The 15812-nt window shown below is 66.2% G+C and carries 15 protein-coding genes; all 15 read right to left on the bottom strand.

Annotation, left to right across the window (positions count from 1 at the left end; translation table 11 throughout):
* Positions 1-25: 25 nt before the first annotated feature.
* Positions 26-1336 carry an FtsH protease activity modulator HflK gene (gene hflK / locus KIT86_RS07600; protein WP_297396902.1) on the bottom strand — a complete coding sequence of 437 codons (1311 nt, stop codon included), beginning with the start codon at positions 1334-1336 and terminating at the stop codon, positions 26-28.
* 133 nt (positions 1337-1469) lie between these two features.
* Positions 1470-2612, bottom strand: coding sequence for a GTPase HflX (gene hflX / locus KIT86_RS07595; protein WP_297396987.1), 1143 nt, complete (start codon positions 2610-2612; stop codon positions 1470-1472).
* Positions 2613-2733: 121 nt separating this feature from the next.
* The gene (hfq, locus tag KIT86_RS07590) at positions 2734-3003 is read right to left on the bottom strand and encodes an RNA chaperone Hfq (RefSeq protein ID WP_084360358.1); all 270 of its coding nucleotides are present in this window, start codon (positions 3001-3003) and stop codon (positions 2734-2736) included.
* Positions 3004-3068: 65 nt separating this feature from the next.
* Positions 3069-4403: a ribosome biogenesis GTPase Der gene (der, locus tag KIT86_RS07585; protein WP_291113300.1), complete on the bottom strand. Its 1335-nt coding sequence runs from the start codon at positions 4401-4403 to the stop codon at positions 3069-3071.
* Between the two features lie 50 nt (positions 4404-4453).
* Complete coding sequence (gene bamB, locus KIT86_RS07580) at positions 4454-5608, bottom strand: outer membrane protein assembly factor BamB (RefSeq protein WP_297396894.1); 1155 nt, start codon at positions 5606-5608, stop codon at positions 4454-4456.
* A gap of 5 nt (positions 5609-5613) precedes the next feature.
* Positions 5614-6279, bottom strand: a complete 666-nt coding sequence (locus tag KIT86_RS07575) for a tetratricopeptide repeat protein (RefSeq protein WP_297396892.1) — start codon at positions 6277-6279, stop codon at positions 5614-5616.
* A gap of 95 nt (positions 6280-6374) precedes the next feature.
* Positions 6375-7679, bottom strand: a complete 1305-nt coding sequence (gene hisS / locus KIT86_RS07570; RefSeq protein WP_297396889.1) for a histidine--tRNA ligase — start codon at positions 7677-7679, stop codon at positions 6375-6377.
* Between the two features lie 49 nt (positions 7680-7728).
* Complete coding sequence (gene ispG, locus KIT86_RS07565) at positions 7729-9009, bottom strand: flavodoxin-dependent (E)-4-hydroxy-3-methylbut-2-enyl-diphosphate synthase (protein WP_297396887.1); 1281 nt, start codon at positions 9007-9009, stop codon at positions 7729-7731.
* Between the two features lie 2 nt (positions 9010-9011).
* A complete protein-coding gene (locus tag KIT86_RS07560; protein ID WP_297396886.1) occupies positions 9012-9947 on the bottom strand; it encodes a helix-turn-helix domain-containing protein in 936 nt (311 codons plus the stop codon).
* Positions 9940-10800: a type IV pilus biogenesis/stability protein PilW gene (pilW, locus tag KIT86_RS07555; protein WP_297396883.1), complete on the bottom strand. Its 861-nt coding sequence runs from the start codon at positions 10798-10800 to the stop codon at positions 9940-9942. Before pilW ends, KIT86_RS07560 begins: the two co-directional genes overlap by 8 nt.
* Positions 10797-11945, bottom strand: coding sequence for a 23S rRNA (adenine(2503)-C(2))-methyltransferase RlmN (gene rlmN / locus KIT86_RS07550; RefSeq protein WP_297396880.1), 1149 nt, complete (start codon positions 11943-11945; stop codon positions 10797-10799). Before rlmN ends, pilW begins: the two co-directional genes overlap by 4 nt.
* Before the next feature lie 7 nt (positions 11946-11952).
* Positions 11953-12378 (bottom strand): nucleoside-diphosphate kinase, encoded by a 426-nt coding sequence (gene ndk / locus KIT86_RS07545; RefSeq protein ID WP_297396878.1) that lies wholly within the window; start codon positions 12376-12378, stop codon positions 11953-11955.
* Positions 12379-12492: 114 nt separating this feature from the next.
* Entirely contained in the window at positions 12493-13797 is a 1305-nt protein-coding gene (locus KIT86_RS07540; RefSeq protein ID WP_297396874.1) for a pseudouridine synthase, read from the bottom strand.
* Positions 13763-14527 (bottom strand): SMC-Scp complex subunit ScpB, encoded by a 765-nt coding sequence (scpB, locus tag KIT86_RS07535; protein ID WP_297396871.1) that lies wholly within the window; start codon positions 14525-14527, stop codon positions 13763-13765. Before scpB ends, KIT86_RS07540 begins: the two co-directional genes overlap by 35 nt.
* A 200-nt stretch (positions 14528-14727) precedes the next feature.
* Entirely contained in the window at positions 14728-15810 is a 1083-nt protein-coding gene (locus KIT86_RS07530; RefSeq protein ID WP_297396868.1) for an RluA family pseudouridine synthase, read from the bottom strand.
* Positions 15811-15812 lie beyond the last annotated feature (2 nt).

Genomic DNA, 15812 nt, shown 5'->3' with positions numbered 1-15812 from the left:
TTGCTTCTCTCGTCGCTGGCGGCGTTCAGCGGCTCTCGCGCTCGCGCGAACGGGCTGTGTTGTCCGTGCTGCGGCTCGTGGGCACCGGGATCGTGCTCGGCGCAGGGGTGCTGGGCTGTGCGCTGCTAGGCGTGGCGGCGGGTTGCCCTGTCATCTGCATGATCTTGTCCAGCGGGAGATACAGCAAGTTGGAGCCCGACTTGGAATCCACGAGCACCTTGGTGACGTTGCTGTAGATCTCCTGCATGGCGTCGGTGTACATGCGCTCACGGGTCACCTGAGGCGCCTTCTGGTACTCGGTCAACACCGCACGGAACCGCTGCGAATCACCCTCGGCCTGGGCCACGATGCGAGCACGGTAGCCTTCTGCCTCTTCGGTCAGCCGCGAGGCTGCACCACGGGCGCGCGGCACCACGTCGTTGGCGTAGGCCTGGGCCTCGTTCTTGGCGCGTTCACGCTCCTGGCCAGCTTTGAGCACATCGTCGAACGACGCCTGCACCTGCTCAGGAGGACGCACCCCACCCTGCTGCAGGTTGATACCGACCACCTCGATGCCGACCTTGTAGCGGTCGAGGATGCTCTGCATCAGGGTGCGCACGCGCGGCGCGATCTGATCGCGCTCCTCGGCCAGCGCGGCATCCATCTTCATCTTGCCGACCACTTCGCGCACCGCGGTCTCGGCGACCTTCACGACGGCCGCGTCGGGGTCCCGGCTCTCGAACAGAAAAGCTCGTGCGTCGTTCAGACGGTACTGCACGGCGAACTTGATTTCCACGATGTTCTCGTCTTCGGTGAGCATGGCCGACTCGCGCAGGCCCGTGGCAGGCACGACGTTGTCACGGCCCACATCCACCGAGCGGATCTGGGTGACGAACACGGTCTCGTGGCGCTGGATCGGGTACGGCAGGCGCCAGTTGAAGCCGGCACCCACGGAGCTGTGGTACTTGCCGAACTGGGTGATCACGGCCTGCTGGCCTTCCTGCACGATAAAAAAGCCCGTGCCCATCCAGATGAGCACGGCCACGCCAGCGATGAGCCCAAAGCCGATGCCGGTGGCCTTGGGATTGGGGTTGAAGCCCTGCATGCCACCGTTGCCGCCAGAACCGTTGCCGCCGCCCTGGTTACCGCCGCGGCCCTTGTTGCCGAGCAGTCCACCGAGCTTTCGATTGAAATCGCGCCAGAGTTCGTCCAGGTCCGGCGGACCCTGGTTCGGACCTTGCCCGCGCGGAGGCTGGCGCTGTGGGTTGCGATCGTCGTCCCGCCCCGGCTCCTGGCCAGCATCGTTGCGCGGTTCGTCGTCGCCCCGGCCCCAGCGGGGGTCGTTCAGATTGAACATGCCCCACAGCCCACGCCAACCAGGACGGCGGTCAGGGCGGGTCGCTCGATCAGCGCCGCGGGCGGGTGTTTGCAGATTCACATCCATGGGTTGGCAACTCTTTTTCGATTCAAAACCATCACATTGTGCCCAATCAGGACACCGGTTCGCCTATTTCCGGGAGCGCCCCGGGGAGCATGGGGTTCGCCCCGGGTTTTTGCGCGATCAACTGCGCCGCCAGCAGGGCCCGCAACTCGGGCATCCCCGCACCAGTGTGCGCACTGACGAAGATTCGAGGGACCGACTGGCCTTCCAGTTCCATGGCATCGCTTAAAACGTGTGGCACGTTCGCGGGGTCCATCGCGTCGAGCTTGTTGAACAGCAGGATCTGGGGCACACGATCGGCGCCGATGTCCTTGAGCACGCCCAGCACCGAGGCGATCTGTTCGAGGTGGGACGGGTTGGAGGCATCGACGACGTGCAGCAGCAGGTCGGCATCCGCGGCCTCCTGAAGCGTGGCGGCGAAGGCATCGACCAGCCCGTGCGGCAGATCGCGGATGAACCCCACGGTGTCCGAGAGCGAGACCGAGCGCCCGGCTTCGCCAAGATAGAGCTGGCGGGTGGTGGTGTCCAGCGTGGCGAAGAGCTGGTCGGCCGCGTAGGCCCGCGCCTTCACAAGGGCGTTGAACAGCGAGGACTTGCCCGCATTGGTGTAGCCCACGAGCGAGATGGAAAAGGTATCGCGGCGCTCACGCTGGCGGCGCTGGGTGGAGCGCTGCTTCTTCACTTTTTCAAGCCGCTCTTTCGTTCGCTTGATGGCCTCGCCGATCATGCGGCGGTCCAGCTCGATCTGCGTTTCACCAGGCCCCCCGCGCATGCCGATGCCCCCGCTTTGCCGCTCCAGGTGCGACCAGCGACGCACCAGCCGCGTCGAAAGATACTGCAGGCGAGCCAGCTCGACCTGCAGTTTGCCCTCGTGGCTGCGCGCCCGCTGGGCAAAGATCTCCAGGATCAACAGGGTGCGGTCGTTGACCGGCAGACCCAGATGCCGCTCCAGATTGCGCTGCTGCGCAGGGCTGAGTGCCTGATCAAACAGCACCTCGGTCGCCCCGGTGGACTGCGCGAGCATCTTGATTTCGTCGGCCTTGCCCGATCCCACGAACAAGGCAGGGTCGGGTGCGCGGCGCTTGCAGCTGACCCGCTCGGCCACGGTGTAACCCGCCGTCTGGGCCAACAGGCCCAGCTCCTCGAGGCCGGCGTCGAAATGAGGCACACCAAAGTCCACGCCAACCAGAATGACGGAGGGCGTGGAAGATGAAAGGGAAGTAGGTGAATTCAATTCGGTAGGGAAGCAACGCGCGAGGCGTTGCCGGCCCGGCAGATCGGCTGCACGGGCCGGGTGTGATTCAGGTGGTGAATCAGGAGGCTGCCGGCTCGTCCGTGCCGACGGCCGAGAACTGCACCGGGCGACCCGGCACGATGGTGGAGATCGCGTGCTTGTAAACCATTTGCGTGACCGTGTTGCGAAGCAGCACGACGTACTGGTCGAACGACTCGATCTGACCCTGCAATTTGATGCCGTTGACCAGATAGATCGAAACAGGCACATGTTCCCTGCGAAGCTGGTTCAGGAAAGGGTCTTGCAAGAGCTGGCCTTTGTTATTGCTCACGATATGCTCCGTGTTCAATGAAAGTTAATGAGGAATGGACAATACCACAGCCTTGCCAGCGGACTGCAGTTGAGTCGAAACTCCTACTCCTTGAAGGGATTGGCCGAGGTCTTGAACTCGATGCGCAGCGGCGTTCCCACCAGATCGAAGGCCTTGCGGAAGCGACCTTCGAGGAACCGCTTGTAGGCGTCCGGCACGTTTTCCAGGGAATTGCCGTGGATCACGATCACCGGTGGGTTCATGCCGCCCTGGTGGGCGTAACGCATCTTGGGCCGGAACATTCCGCTGCGGGTCGGCGCCTGGAAGGCGACCGCCTCCATCAGCAACCGGGTGAGCACCGGCGTTGACATCTTGCGCATCGCCGAAGCGTGGGCTTGCGTGATCGACTTCCACACCGGGCCCAGGCCCTGGCGCTTCTGGGCGGAAATCAGGTGCAGCGAGGCAAATTTGAGGAAAGCCAGCCGCGTCTCGACCTGGCGCTCGATCTGCTCGCGCTGGTACGCATCCACCGCATCCCATTTGTTGATGGCGAGCACCACGGCGCGACCACTTTCCAGGATGTAGCCGGCGATATGGGCGTCCTGATCGGTCACGCCCTGCGTCGCGTCCAGCAGCAGCAGAACCACATGGGCGTTCTCGATGGCCTGCAGGGTCTTGACGACCGAGAATTTTTCGATCGCTTCGAACACCCTGCCCTTGCGGCGGATGCCGGCCGTGTCGATCAGTTCAAACTTCTGGCCCGAGCGCTCGAATGGCACGGAAATGGCGTCGCGCGTGGTGCCCGGCAAATCAAAGGCCACCAGGCGTTCTTCGCCGAGCCAAGCATTGATGAGGGTGGACTTGCCGACATTGGGACGACCGGCCACCGCGAGCCGGATCACCCCCGTCTCGACCTCGGGCTCTTCCTCGTCCTCGGGCGGCAGGCCGGGGATGAGTTCCAGAGCGCCATCCAGCATGGAGCGAACGCCCTGCCCGTGGGCGCCAGAGACGGCCATCACCTCACCCAGCCCCAGCTCGTAGAACTCCACCAGTTGCAGGCCCTGCGTCATGCCCTCGGCCTTGTTGGCCACCAGCAGCGTGGGCTTGCCCAGGCGGCGCAGGTAGCCCGCGATCTCATGGTCCTGAGCGCTGATGCCGGCACGCGCATCGACCACGAAGATCACCACGTCGGACTCGGCCACGGCTTGCCGGGTCTGCTTGGCCATTTCCTTGTAGATGCCCTCACTGGCCTCTGGCTCGAAGCCACCCGTATCAATGACGATGTACTCGCGCCGACCCTGGCGCCCGTTGCCGTAGTGGCGGTCGCGGGTGAGGCCGGCAAAATCTGCCACGATGGCGTCGCGTGAACTCGTCAGGCGGTTGAACAGGGTGGACTTGCCCACATTGGGCCGGCCCACCAGGGCGATGACGGGTTTCACGAAGAGAGCTTTCGTTCAGGCCACCACGAACACGGTGTTCGCGATGCGCATTACTGGGGACGCCAGGCGAAGACGCCGCCATTGCGTGTTTGCACCACCAGCGCATCGCCAGCGAGCACCGGTGGGGCCACGATGGCCGAGCCGTCGGTGGTCAGGCGGGTCATTTCGCTGCCGTCCTCGCGCGAGATGAGGTGGACGAGGCCACGGCTGTCAGCCACGGCCACCACACGGCCGAGGGCCAGCGGCGCGGTCAGCCCACGGTACTTCAGGCGATCGATGTTCCAGGCCGGCTCTCCGGTGGCGCGCTGCCAGGCCTGGAAGCGGCCATCGCTCTCGCTGCCAAAAACCAGGCGGTCATCGCCGTGCACGCCCGTCGTGCCTTGCGCGGCGCGCGTCCATACCACGGTGCCACGGCTCGCGTCGACGCAGCCCACGGCAGCCGAATAGGCCCGTGCGCACACGCTGTTGCCGATGCGGCTGACCGGCCCCACGATGTCGACGAGCCGCTCGACCTCGTTGGTGCCTCGGGACGTGGCCACAGGGGCTTCCCAGCGCACCGAGCCGTTGTCGGGATTCAGGCCCGTCAGGCGCCCGGCCAGGCCCACCACGAGGGTGTCGCCCACCGCCAGCAGCGCGCCCGTCTGGCTCAGCACCAGCGGCTCTGCGGGACGGCTCTGGCTCCACAACCGCGCGCCGGTTTTGCCGTCGAATGCCGTGACCACGCGATCGGCCGTCAGCACGAACACCCGCTCACCGGCCACAAGAGGTGCCGTGAACGAGCGCGCCGGCAGACGCACGCGCCAGCGCTCGGCGCCATCGGCGATCGCGACCAGCTGGTTGTTGCGGGTCACCACGGCAGCGGTCTGCCCGTCGGCACCCACCCCGGCTGCGATGGCTGTGCCCAGGTTCAGGCGCCAGACGTCCTTGCCGGTGGCGGCATCCAACGCAGCCACGTTGCCCGCGCCGCCTGCGACGAAGACGCGCCCACCCGCCACGAGCGGCGCGAGCGAAGCGTGGCCTTCGCCGACCTGGGCCGACCATACCAGCTGGGTGCCCATGAGGGCAGCCACAGCAGGCAGCTCGGCCGGCTGCGGCTTCTTTGAACTCGAGCCACACGCCGACAGCGAGGCCGCAGCGAGCAGCACGATGGCGGGCAGGCACCGGCGCCAAGGCGCCATGAATGAGCGGGTTTTGCAGGTGGCCATGGGTTTCAACGTCCGGTGGAAGACAGGCTGGCGGTGTCGACGCCCAGGGCGGCAAGCTTCACCTCGACCAATCGGCGGTATTCGGTGCGCGCGCCCAAGGCCCGCCATGCGCTCTGGTATTGAGCCTTGGCCTCATCGGCCTTGCCTTGGGCCATGAAGACATCGCCTCGGCGATCGGCCACCAGGGGTTCGAATGACTTGGGCACGGACGATTCCAGCGTCTTGAGGGCCTGATCGAAAGCCTTGGCCTCCACGTCGAGTGCGGCGAGGCGCAAACGTGCCACGGCCTGGTACGACGCGTCACCGGACTTGTCGACGACCCAGGTCAGCGCGGCTCGGGCCTTGTCGACCTGCCCTGCTTCAAAGAGGGTCTTGCCCGCCAGCAGCGATGCCTGACTGGCGAAAGTGGTGCGCCCGAACTGGGCCTGCATGTCGGCCAGGGCGCGCTCCAGGCGCTCGTTGTCGCGCGCCAGCACGGCCCGATCGACCTCGTCATACAACGCAGCGGCCTTCACGCCCTGCGTGCGTTGCCAGTAGTTCCAGCCGTTCCAGGCAGCGAACGAACCGAAGACAACGATCAGCACCCAGCTGATGAGGTTGCCGTACTGGGCCCAGAAGTGCTTGATCTGGTCGATCTGTTCCTGTTCTTCGAGGTCGAGGTGTTTGGCCATGGTGGATGCGGGTCTGGAATGCGTGCGCAGGTTGCGCAACGGAGGATTGTAGGCGGGCGGCCCCGGGGGCCGCCCCGGGGGTGGGTGGGCGGGCTTCAGGCGCCGCGCAGACGGTCCGCCCAATCGGCGACGGTGTCCAGGGGCAGCATGCTTTGCGCGGCGTCCCCCGGCGCGTCGGTGCGCGGGCCGCGCAGGGGCTTGAGCGCCACCATGCCCTGCTGCATTTCCTGTTCGCCAAAAATCAATGCAAAGCGCGCACCGCTGGCATCGGCCTTCTTGAATTGGGATTTCATGCTACCCATGCCATCGGCGCCTGCGGCATGCATCTGCACGTTCACACCTTGATGGCGCAAAGCCCGCAGCACGGGCATGACCTGCGGCACACGGGCTGCATCTGGTACCACCGCGTACGCATCGGGCGCGGGCTGCTCGGGCAGGCGACCCTGCTCCTTCAGCAGCTCCAGGATGCGCTCCATGCCCATGGCCCAGCCGACCGCCGGAGCGGCCTTGCCGCCGATCTGTTCAAACAGGCCATCGTAGCGGCCCCCTGCGCAGACGGTTCCCTGTGAACCCAACTGGGTGGTGACGAACTCGAACACCGAGAGGTTGTAGTAGTCCATGCCGCGCACCAGGCGCGGATTGATGCGGTAAATGACGCCATGCGCATCGAGCAGACTGCGCAGCCGGTTGAAATGGTCGAGCGACTCCTCGCCCAGGTGGTCCATCAGGCGCGGGGCGGCATTGACCAGATCCTGCATGGCGGGGTTCTTGGTGTCCAGAATGCGCAGTGGGTTGCTGTGCAGGCGGCGCTTCGCTTCCTCGTCGAGCTGCTCGGCGTGGGCCTCAAGGTAGGCAATCAGCGCTTTGCGATGGGCCAGGCGCTCGGGCGGCTGGCCCAGGCTGTTGATCTCGAGTTCGATGCCGGTCAGGCCGAGCTCGGTCCACAGGTCGCAGGCCAGCACGATGAGTTCGGCATCCACGTCGGGACCAGCGAAGCCCAGAGCCTCGGCGCCGAATTGGTGAAACTGCCGGTAACGGCCCCGCTGTGGCCGCTCGTGCCGGAACATCGGGCCCATGTAGTACAGCCGTTTGCCGCCGTCGTACAACAGGGAGTGCTCCAGCGCCGCGCGCACAACGCCCGCGGTGTTCTCTGGCCGCAAGGTGAGCTGCTCGCCGTTGAGCCGGTCCTCAAAGGAGTACATCTCCTTCTCGACGATATCGGTCACTTCGCCCAGCCCCCGCACGAACAGCGCTGTGGGCTCAACAATGGGTGTGCGCAGGTTGCGATAGCCGTAGCGGCGCATCAGCGTGCGCAGGGTCTCTTCGAGCCACTCCCAGTGCGACGACGCGGGAGGGGCAATGTCGTTCATGCCTTTGACGGCGCTCAGTTTCTCTGCCATGCAATTTCTCGTTCAGCCATGCGCCAGCGGCACCGGATGGTTCCGACGGTCAGGCCGTCGCACCGTACTTCTTCTCGATGTAGTTTTCAACGACCTGCTGGAACTCGCGCGCGATACCGTCGCCCCGAAGCGTCATGGCCTTCTGACCGTCGATGAAGATCGGGGCGGCAGGCGCCTCGCCGGTGCCAGGCAGGCTGATGCCGATGTCGGCGTGCTTGCTTTCACCCGGGCCGTTGACGATGCAGCCCATCACGGCGACCTTGAGGTTCTCGACCCCAGGGTAGCGCGCGCGCCAGAGCGGCATCGAACTGCGCAGGTAGTCGTCGATCTGCTTGGCAAGTTCCTGGAAGGTGGTGCTGGTGGTGCGGCCACAGCCCGGACAGGCGGTGACCGACGGCACGAAGGCGCGCATGCCAAGGGCCTGCAGGATCTCCAGGGCGATCACCACCTCCTGCGTGCGTGCTTCGCCCGGCTGCGGCGTGAGCGAGACACGGATCGTGTCCCCAATGCCCTGCTGCAACAGCACCGACAGCGCCGCCGCCGACGCCACGGCGCCCTTGGTGCCCATGCCGGCTTCGGTCAAACCCAGGTGCAGTGCGTAATCGCAGCGCTGGGCCAAGGCCTGGTAGACCGCAATGAGATCCTGCACGCCACTGACCTTGCAGGACAACACGATGTTGTTGCCGTTCAGGCCGATCTCTTCGGCCTTGCGAGCGGATTCCAGCGCCGAGGTGATCAGCGCCTCGTACATCACCTGGCGCGCTTCCCAGGGAATGCTGCGCTTGGCGTTCTCGTCCATGAGGCGAGCCAGCAGATCTTGGTCCAGGCTGCCCCAGTTCACACCGATGCGGATGGCCTTGTCATGGCGCGCTGCGATTTCCACCATCTGCGCGAACTGGCGGTCGCCCTTGTCGCCCCGGCCCACATTGCCCGGGTTGATGCGGTACTTGGACAGTGCCTCGGCGCACGCCGGGTGATCGGTGAGAAGGCGGTGGCCGTTGTAGTGGAAGTCCCCAATCAGCGGCACGTTCACGCCCATGCGGTCGAGCTGCTCGCGGATGTAAGGCACAGCCTTGGCGGCATCGTCGTTGTTGACCGTGATGCGCACCAGCTCGGAACCGGCCAGCGCCAGTTCCTTGACCTGGATCGCCGTGCCCACGGCATCTGCGGTGTCGGTGTTGGTCATGGACTGCACGCGCACCGGCGCATCGCCGCCCACGGTAACGCGGTGGTCACCCCAGGTCACAACGCCCTGGCGGGTGCGGCGCGGTCGCGCCGCCGACAAGGGAATCGGTTCGCACGACGTGGCGGGGCGGACCAAGCTGTCCATGTTCATTTGACCTCGAATCGGGCGACGTTGTTGCGCGCAATGCGGGTCACGTCGAACGGTTTGCCACGCACCGTCACCTGCGCGGCCTCGGCACGGCCGAGGACCACGGTGTAGGGCGGCGCACTGGAGAAATCAACGGCGTCACCTGCCTGCAGCACACGCTGGATCACCACACTGCCCGAACCATTGACGACCTCCACCCAGGACTCCCCGGTGGCGGCGATGGTCAGCAAGCTGCCCGACGCGGGTGCGGCAGGCGTCGCCGCGGCAGGCGCAGCGGGAGGGCCGGCGGTCGCGGCTGTGGCGGGTGCGGGCGACGCGGACACCGGCGCGACGGGAGCCGGAGGCGTCGCGCCTCCCGCAGCGGGCGCCGCAGGCACAGCCGACGCAACGGGCTCCTGAGCAGGCTCGGGCTCCACGGCCGCCACGGGTTCCGCAGGCTGCTCCAGCGGCGTCGCCACCTGGCCCGTCTCGGCCTTTGCCGGCTCCTGTGCCGACTCTTCCATGCGAGGCAGGAACACGATCACCAGAGCGCCCAGCAGCAAGACGATCGCTGCCAGCAGCGCAGGGCGCGAGAGCCAGCTCAAGGGGTTGATGGGTGCCGGATCGTGCGCGGGCTGAAAGGGTGCGTTGATCGCATGGCGCGATCCGCCCAGTTCGGGGATGCCACCTTGCGGGATCTGTTCGAGGATGGGTGCCGGATCAACCTTGAGGTGGCGGCAGGCACTGGATGCCAGCGCGCGCGCGAAGGTCAGGTCGGGCAGCTCCCCATAGCGCCCTGCTTCCAGGGCTTCAAGCTTTTTCACCGGCACTTTGAGGGCCGCGGCGAGTGCGGCAATGTGCAGACCCGCAGCCTCGCGCGCGGCGCGCAGCAACACGGGACGGGAAGCGCCCTCCCCCGCCGGCGCGGCTCCCTCGTTGGCATACACCTCATTCATCAAAAGCTCTCCGCTGATACGACGCCCACTCACGCGAGTCGGGATAACGCCGGCTCAGCTGCTGAGCCAGCTGGGCCATGGCCTCGGCGTTGCCCATGCGGTGCTCCACCTTGATGCCCAGCCACAATGTTTCGGCGTTGGCCAGTTCGCTGTTGTTCAACCGGCGGATGGTGAACTGCGCTTTGGCGTTCTCGCCTCGGCGGAATTGCAAGGCCGCCAGGTTGTAGGCTGTGATCGGGTTGCCAGGGTCGAGTTCGTAGGAACGCGCCAGACTCCCCTCGGCCTCGTCGAACTGCGCCGCCCGCACCTGGCAGATGCCCTTGACCATCAACGTCTTGGCCTGTCCGCCGTATACCGGACTGGCGAGCGCCTGCTGGAACAGTTCGATCGCCTGGGGGTAACGGCCTTGCTGACAAGCGAACAGACCGTAGTGATGCAGCACGTCAGGATCGCGCGGGCTGAGGGATTGCGCGCGCTTGAAGCTGTCCTCTGCAAGCCGCAGTTCGTTCAGGCGCGCGTACACGAGGCCGCGCAGCGTATAGGCCGGCGCGTAGTTCGGATCGGCACCCAAGGCCAGCTTGATCTCGTCGAGCGCCACCGTGGTCTGACCTTGCTCGAAGTAGCCTGACGCCAGCTCCACGCGGATGCGCGCGCGCTTGCGTGATTCGGGCTCGTCCGACTCGGTGACCGGCTCTGCGCCAGCGGCCACGGCAGCGGCCGTGGTGGCAGGCAGGCCGCGCGTCTGCGCACAACCGGCCAGCAGGATCAGCAGCACGCCCAGCCAGAAGCTGGCCACCATGCCACGCGATGGTGCGCCTTGCGACCAAGAAGCGGTGCGGGTCGGATTTGTCATGCCTGCCTTTCCTTTTGAACGAAACGAATGGGGCGCTCGCTGGCGCTGCTGCGTCGCTGCGCCAGGCGCTTGGCCGCGTTGGTACGGTCCAGCACGTCGCCAGCGAGCTGGCCGCAGGCCGCGTCGATGTCGTCCCCACGGGTCTTGCGCACCGTGGTCACCACCCCGGCTTCGTTGAGCATTTGCCCAAAACGCTGCACCACCGCGCGCGGTGAACAGATCAGCCCAGAGTCGGGGAAAGGATTGAAGGGAATCAGGTTGATTTTGCAGGGCACGCCCCGCTCGCCATGCCGCTTGAGGAGGGCCAGCAGTTCGCGTGCATGCTCGGGCTGGTCGTTGACGCCGTCGAGCATGCAGTACTCGAAGGTGATGAAGTCGCGCGGCGCGGCGGGCAGGTAGCGCAGGCAGGCATCGAGCAACTCGGCGATGGGGTACTTGCGGTTCAAGGGCACAAGGTCGTCGCGCAGAGGGTCGTTCGGCGCGTGCAGCGACACCGCCAGGGCCACCGGGCAATCCTGTGCCAGGCGATCGATCATCGGCACCACGCCCGAAGTGGACACCGTCACGCGGCGGCGCGAGAGCCCGTAGCCATGGTCGTCAAGCATCACGCGCAGTGCAGGCACGAGCGCGTGGTAGTTTTGCAAGGGTTCACCCATGCCCATCATGACCACGTTCGTGATCACGCGTTCCCCACGTTTCAAGTGACGGCGGAGAAAATGCTCGGCATGCCAGAGCTGGGCCAGGATCTCACCTGTGGTGAGGTTGCGCGAAAAGCCCTGGTGGCCAGTCGAGCAGAAGCGACAGCCGACGGCGCAACCGGCTTGGGAAGAAATGCACAGGGTGCCCCGGTCGTCCTCGGGGATGAACACGGTTTCCACCGCGTTGCCGTCGCCCACATCGAAGAGCCACTTGATGGTGCCATCGGCCGAGTCCTGGCGCGAGAGCACCGGCAGATCGGTGACAGTGCAGACGCCGGGCAGCTTGTCGCGCAGGCTGCGCGCCAGGTCCGTCATCTGGGCGAAGTCAGACGCCCCCTTCTGATGAATCCAGCGAAACAACTGGACGGCGCGGAAGCGCTTTTCGCCCAGCTGCTCGCAAAAGGCGGCCAAACCCTCGAGATCGAAGTCGAGCAGATTGGCCGTCATACCATGATCAACGCGAGTAGACGTTGAGACCGGCGAAGAAGAAAGCCACTTCGGCGGCTGCCGTCTCGGGCGCATCGGAGCCGTGCACGGCGTTGGCGTCGATGCTGTCGGCGAAGTCGGCGCGGATGGTACCGGCAGCGGCCTTCTTGGGATCGGTGGCGCCCATCAGGTCGCGGTTCTTGGCGATGGCGCCTTCGCCTTCGAGCACCTGGATCATCACAGGGCCGGAGATCATGAAGTCGACCAGATCCTTGAAGAAGGGACGGGCCTTGTGCACGGCGTAGAAGGCCTCGGCTTCGCCACGCGAGAGGTGGGCCATGCGAGCGGCCACGACCTTCAGGCCAGCGGCTTCAAAGCGGGCATAAATCTGGCCGATGACGTTCTTGGCGACGGCGTCGGGCTTGATGATCGAGAGGGTGCGTTCGATGGCCATAGGAATCCTGAAGTTTCTTGGTTGAATTTGCCGAAGCCACAAGGCCTCACAAAGCCCACGATTCTACATTGCTCGGGTGTCCGCGCTGAGGAGTGGGGGCGTGGCAGGCGCCTTTCAGCGCCCGCCCGAACGTCCGCCGCCCCGGCGCCGGCCGCCACCCGGTGGGCCACCTCTGCCAGCATCCTGCTCGCGCCTGCGCTGCAGGGCGTCCTGTCCGATGTAGCCAAAGGAGGTCTTCATCGGATCAGGCTGCGAGCCCGCCCCCCCGGGCCCCTTGCCCGCGCCTTTGACGCCGCGCGGCTTGGCGCCACCCGGCGCCCCGCCCATACCGTAGCCGCTGTTGGTGCGCCGATCGCCGAAACCGGGGCCATCAGCGCGACTGCCTGGCGGTTTGCCCTGGGTACGACCGGCCTTTGGGCCTTGCTTGCCGCGCTGGGCCGGGTGACGACCGCCGGGGCGCGGGCCACGCGGTTCGTCGGCCTCCACCAGCCCGGCCGCCGCAGTCAGCCGCGCGATGTCGCGGTCGTCCAACTCCAGCCACACGCCACGCTTGAGCCCGCGCGGCAGCATCACAGCGCCATAACGGATGCGAATGAGCCGGCTGACCGCATGGCCGACGGCTTCGAACATGCGGCGCACCTCGCGGTTGCGGCCCTCGCCGATCGTCACGCGGTACCAGCAATTGGCGCCCTCGCCACCGCCATCTTCGATCGAGGCGAACTGGGCCACGCCATCGTCCAGCCGCACGCCGTCAAGCAGACGCTGCTTTTCTTCGTTGGACAAGGCGCCGAGCACGCGCACGGCGTATTCCCGCTGCAGACCGAACCGGGGGTGCATCAGGCGGTTGGCCAGCTCACCCGAGTTGGTCAGCAGCAGCAGGCCTTCGGTGTTGAGGTCGAGCCGGCCGACCGACTGCCACTTGCCTTGCATCAGCTTGGGCAGGCGGCGGAACACGGTCGGTCGGTTCTGCGGGTCGTCGTGGGAGACCACTTCCCCGGCGGGCTTGTGGTAGGCCAGCACGCGGGGCGGTGGCGGTGTCATGCGCACGCGAACCGGCTTACCGTTGACCTTGATGACGTCACCGAACTGGATGCGCTGTCCGATGTGGGCTGGCTCGCCGTTGACCGAAATGCGCCCTTCCAAGATGAGCTGCTCCATCTCCAGGCGCGAGCCCATACCCGCCTGGGCCAGCACCTTGTGCAGCTTGGGCGACTCGGCCTGCGGCGCGAGCACGCGCTTGGTCGGCAGCGCCAGGGGCTGCTCCTGCTCGGCGTCAAAAGCCCCGCTGACCACATCGTCGAAGCGCAGGACTTCGGCATCGACATGGGCCGCCGGAGGCGACACCACGTGGTCGGCGGACGGCAGGGTGGCGTCGGAGATCGACTCAGGCGTCGCGGGAGGGGTGTTCGCCGGGTTCATGGTGTTCCTGGGTGGTGGGATCGGGGCTCAGCGGATCGGGTGGGACGGTTTCGGCGTTGGTCGCCGGCTCGGCGGCCACGGGTGCTTCGGGTGCATCGACCGCCGCCATCTGCGGACCGGTTGCCACCTCTGCGGCCTCCGCCTCCTGCGCAGCCTCGGATGGCAGGTTGGACGACAGCGCTTCGAAGTCCAGCCGATCCAGCGCCGATTCCTGGATTTCATTGCCTTCGAGCGGGGGCAGTTGATCGAGCGATGACAAACCCAGATCGTCGAGAAACTGGCGCGTCGTGGCAAACAACGCAGGACGGCCCACGGTCTCGCGGTGGCCGATCACCTCGACCCAACCCCGGTCCTCCAGCTGCTTGATGATGAGCGAGTTGATCGTCACGCCACGGATGTCTTCCATGTCGCCGCGCGTCACTGGCTGGCGATAGGCGATGATGGCCAAGGTCTCCATCGTGGCGCGGCTGTAGCGCGGCGGCTTCTCGGGGTGCAAACGATCCAGGTAGGGGCGCAATTCGGGCCGGCTCTGGAAACGCCAGCCGCTGGCCACCCGCACCAGCTCGACGCCGCGCCCGGTCCATTCCAGCTGAAGATCGGCCAGCAAGGTCTTGAGCGTGTCCGCCGAGACTTCGCCATCGAACAGCGCGCCCAGCTCCCGCACAGACAGGGGCTGGGGCGCGCAGATCAACGCCGTCTCGAGGACGCGCTTGGCATCCGTGGTGTTCATGGTTTCAGTCTGTCAAAAACCGGTAGGGACCGGGACGGTACAGGGGGTGGGCACGGGGCCCGTCGCACTCAAACCGGCGAAGACGGCGGTGGCCGTCGGCTCGGAACGCCGGCAAAGAACCTGTTGCCTGGCAGGGCAAACTGGGAGATCGTGAAGTCAGGACCTCGACTCGCCGCGCAGCGGTGGTCGCGCGGTAGCACTCACTCGAGGAATCCGCTGCCCAGACCCGCCCCATTGTAATGGAGGCCGCTGCCTGCGATGGCGGCGAGAAGATCCGGTGGAGGATCTGAGCGAAACGTCAACGGCTCCCCGGTGATCGGATGCCGCAGCGAAAGCCGCGCTGCATGCAAGGCCTGGCGTTGCATGCCCCACCGTGCGCGGCCACCGTAGATCGTGTCGCCCACCAGGGGATGCCCCAACCAGGCCATGTGGACGCGAATCTGGTGCGTGCGCCCCGTATGCAGCTTGCAGGCCACCAGGCAGGCCTGATCCGATCCGTCGAGCAGGCGAATGGTGGTCTGCGCGGCCTTTCCGATGCCGGTGTCGGCGCGCACGACGGCCATGCGCAGGCGGTTGTGCACGTCGCGACCGATTGGTTGGTCCACACCCTTCTCGGGCGCGCCCTGCCATGCGCCGTGGGCCAGGGCAAGGTATTGGCGATTCACCTCGCGCGCGGCGATGGCGCGCACAAGCGACTCGACGGCCTGCCGCGATTTGCCCACGAGCATGAGACCTGAGGTGTCCTTGTCCAGGCGGTGCACGATGCCGGCGCGCGGCAGCGCCGCAGCGCCACTGTGGTGCGCGAGCAGGCCGTTGAGCAAAGTGCCGGTCCAATGGCCTGCCGCCGGGTGCACCACCAGGCCGGCAGGTTTCTGGATCACCAGCAAGTCAGCGTCTTCGAACACCACGTCCAGCGCCATGGTCTGTGCCACAAAGGCCTGCGCCTGCTGGGTGGGACGCAGTTCCACGGCCAACCGATCCCCCGCGGCAATGCGGGCCGAGGGCTTGCGCAGGGGCAAGCCACGCATGACGACGGCGCCGTCGGCCATCAGTTGCTGCAGGTACGAGCGAGAGAACTCCGGGATCAGTTGCGCCAGTGCGCGATCGATGCGCCAGCCGTGCATGTCGGCAGGCACTTCACACAGCCGGGTTTCCACTTCCGCCGCGAATTCCTCAAGCATGGCGCCCGCTTCCGAGTCGAGGCCCGGCACGGAACCTTCTGTCACATCCCCCGTCGATATAATTTGCGAAGCCAAGTCCATTGTTCCGTTGTAAAGGTGCACCC

Origin of the sequence: Hydrogenophaga sp., assembly GCF_026125825.1 — a bacterium.
GTDB lineage: Bacteria > Pseudomonadota > Gammaproteobacteria > Burkholderiales > Burkholderiaceae_C > Hydrogenophaga.
This window is presented reverse-complemented; position numbering and strand designations above follow the sequence as displayed.

Bases quoted from the DNA above. Each gene is read 5' to 3' on its own strand.
- hflK (WP_297396902.1), bottom strand. From the start codon at position 1,336: ATGTTCAATCTGAACGACCCCCGCTGGGGCCGGGGCGACGACGAACCG.
- bamB (WP_297396894.1), bottom strand. From the start codon at position 5,608: ATGGCCACCTGCAAAACCCGCTCATTCATGGCGCCTTGGCGCCGGTGC.
- KIT86_RS07575 (WP_297396892.1), bottom strand. From the start codon at position 6,279: ATGGCCAAACACCTCGACCTCGAAGAACAGGAACAGATCGACCAGATC.
- hisS (WP_297396889.1), bottom strand. From the start codon at position 7,679: ATGGCAGAGAAACTGAGCGCCGTCAAAGGCATGAACGACATTGCCCCT.
- ispG (WP_297396887.1), bottom strand. From the start codon at position 9,009: ATGGACAGCTTGGTCCGCCCCGCCACGTCGTGCGAACCGATTCCCTTG.
- KIT86_RS07560 (WP_297396886.1), bottom strand. From the start codon at position 9,947: ATGAATGAGGTGTATGCCAACGAGGGAGCCGCGCCGGCGGGGGAGGGC.
- pilW (WP_297396883.1), bottom strand. From the start codon at position 10,800: ATGACAAATCCGACCCGCACCGCTTCTTGGTCGCAAGGCGCACCATCG.
- rlmN (WP_297396880.1), bottom strand. From the start codon at position 11,945: ATGACGGCCAATCTGCTCGACTTCGATCTCGAGGGTTTGGCCGCCTTT.
- ndk (WP_297396878.1), bottom strand. From the start codon at position 12,378: ATGGCCATCGAACGCACCCTCTCGATCATCAAGCCCGACGCCGTCGCC.
- KIT86_RS07540 (WP_297396874.1), bottom strand. From the start codon at position 13,797: ATGAACCCGGCGAACACCCCTCCCGCGACGCCTGAGTCGATCTCCGAC.
- scpB (WP_297396871.1), bottom strand. From the start codon at position 14,527: ATGAACACCACGGATGCCAAGCGCGTCCTCGAGACGGCGTTGATCTGC.